General features: G+C 63.8%; 2 protein-coding genes. Both read right to left on the bottom strand.

Annotated elements, in window-relative coordinates; translation table 11 throughout:
• Window positions 1-768 (bottom strand): ABC transporter substrate-binding protein (locus EN932_RS33845; protein ID WP_128369423.1); only part of this gene is annotated, 768 nt, incomplete at its 3' end.
• Window positions 769-876: 108 nt separating this feature from the next.
• Entirely contained in the window at window positions 877-2,451 is a 1,575-nt protein-coding gene (locus tag EN932_RS33850; protein ID WP_127369125.1) for an NAD(P)/FAD-dependent oxidoreductase, read from the bottom strand.
• Between the last annotated feature and the right edge of the window lie 75 nt (window positions 2,452-2,526).

A 2,526-nucleotide genomic window follows, 5' to 3' on the forward strand; every position in this document is an offset into this window, starting at 1 on the left:
GCCATACTCCTCGTAGGGGATTTCGAGCGTCACTTGCGAGGAGCCGGATTCGATCTCGGCGACGCGGCTTGCCGCGTCGGCGACGAACTTGATCGTCACATTCTCGAAGGCCGGCTTGCCGCCCCAGTAGTTCGGGTTTGCCTTGAGCCGCAGGAAAGCGTTGCGCTCGAACTTTTCCACCATGTAGGGCCCGGTGCCGATCGGCGCCTTCTCGAAACCTTCGGCGCCGACCTTCTCGTAATAGGCCTTCGGCATGATGTAGCCGGTCAGGAACGACATCCATTTGAAATAGACCGGGTCGAACTGCACGACGTCGCCGGTGATCTTGTTGCCGTCGATCTTGAAGTTGTTGACGTTCTTCCAGACGAACTGGATCGGGTTGCCGGTCTTTTCGTCGCCTGCCCGCTGTAGCGACCAGACGACGTCCTCGGCCGTGAACGGCGAGCCGTCATGCCAGGTCACGCCTTCGCGCACCGTCATCATGATCTTGGTGCGGTCGTCGTTCCAGCCCCATTCGGTGAGCAGGCCGGGCGCGAAGGACAAATCGGGCTTCTGCGGGATGAATTGATCGAACACCGACTGGTAAAGCCCCTGGATTGTCGGGTTGACGGCCGACGGGCCGGTGGTTGGATCCCAGGATGGCAGGTTGACGTTGTAGGCGATGGTCAGTTCGCCGGCAGCCGCCCTAGCGATCTGCGGCAGGCCGACGGCGGCCACCCCGAGTGCCGCGGCGCTGTATCCCAGCAATTCACGTCTGTTGATTGTCATGGTCGTTCCCCTTGTTGGTTTTGTTTCTGCGCGGCGTCTTCATGTCATCGGTTCAGGCTTCTTGGGCAGCAGCGCCTTGCCTCGTAGCCTCAAGGAAATCTCCGGCTCCTACCTCCCGCCAAGCTGTTGTGCGAGCATGAAGCCCGACGCCGCACCGGTGCCGGCGCCCGGCCATGTCGCGGCTCCAGTGAGGTGCAGATGCGCCACCGGCGTGTTCCAGCCGGCATAGTTGCGCGCCGGGCGGAATAAAAAGTTCTGCGCCAGATGATGGCTGCCGCAGACCTGGTCGCCACCGACGAGATTCGGGTTCTCACGCTCGAGGTCGACGGGCGAGAAGACGGCGCGGCCGAGAATCTTGTTGCGCAGGCCGGGCGCATAGGTCTCGATGATGTCGAGGACACGCTCGGCGTAGGCTTCCTTCACCTTGTCCCAATGGTCCGGTGCGATCTTGCCGGCGGCATCGCCCAGGATTTCGGCCGGCAGCATGCGCACTTGCACCCACAGCACATGCTTGCCCTGAGGCGCCCGCGACGGGTCGATCGCCGTCGGCTGGCCGACCACCAGCACAGGCTCGTCCGGCAGCATGCCCGCCATCGCCTGCTGATAGGTGCGCGACATGGCGTCGAGCGACGGCGACAGATGCACATAGGCGAACTGCCGAAGCTCCGCTCCGGCACGCCAATCCGGCAAATCGTCCAGCGCCAGGTGGATCATCATCGTGCCTGGCGCATGGCGGAATTTCTGCATCGCCGTGTCGAAGCCGGCGTCGCCCGAACCATTGGGCAGCAATCTGCCCGTCAGCGCCGTAGGCGCGACGCCGGCAATGACTGCCCTGGTGGCGGTATGCGTCTCGCCCGAAGCGAGCCGTACGCCGGTCGCGCTGCCGGCGGAAACCGTGATCTCGGCGACTTCGGCGCCGGTGACGATCTTGCCTCCGGCGGAGGTCACCATGCCAGAGAGGGCACGGATGATGGTATCGGCGCCGCCCTTGCCCAGCACCATGCCGAAACTCTGGTTGGCCATCGATTCCAGATAAGGGAACACGGCACCGCCGGCGACATCCGGGGCGAAGTCGAGATGCATGCCCCAAGTGGCGAGCGTTGCCCTGATATACGGCGACTCGAAAGTTTCCTCCAGCCAGGCGCGGGGTGAGGACAGCAGCAGGCGGCCCGTATCGAGCGAACCGGCGATGCCCTTCTTGCGCCACAGGTTCCACGCCGTGCCGGCAAGCGCGCGGGCACTCATCGGCGAACCCAGCAGCCGGAACAGGTGTTCGGCCTCCGCCGGGAAGGCGGCGACCAGCCTGCGCCATGTGGCGGCGTCGGCGGCGGAGAAGGCGGCGATGCGCGCGGCCGTCTTTTCCAGATCGTTGCTGACGCCGAACCAGCGCCCGTCAGGGAATGCGCTGGCGAAACAGTCGGCGACCGGGGCGAACTCCAGCCCCTGCGCTTTCAATTCATTTGCATATTTCCGGTGGAAGGCCGAGCCGGCGAAGAGGCTGAGGTTCATCGCGCCGAAATCGTGGCGGAAGCCGGGAAGGGTGAATTCGCGCGTCTGGACGGCGCCGCCGATTGTCGCGCCGCGCTCGAAAACCCCTGTTTTCCAGCCTTTGAGCGCCAAATGCGCGGCGCATGCCAGACTGTTGTGGCCCGCCCCGACAAAGATGGCGTCGAACTCGCTCACGCCCCGTCCCCATTTCCTTTATGCTTAAAGATAATTGCAGATGCATATGTTTTCGTCTAGTAGGATATTAAGGGC

Source organism: Mesorhizobium sp. M7A.F.Ca.US.002.01.1.1, assembly GCF_004022955.1.
Lineage (GTDB): Bacteria > Pseudomonadota > Alphaproteobacteria > Rhizobiales > Rhizobiaceae > Mesorhizobium > Mesorhizobium ciceri.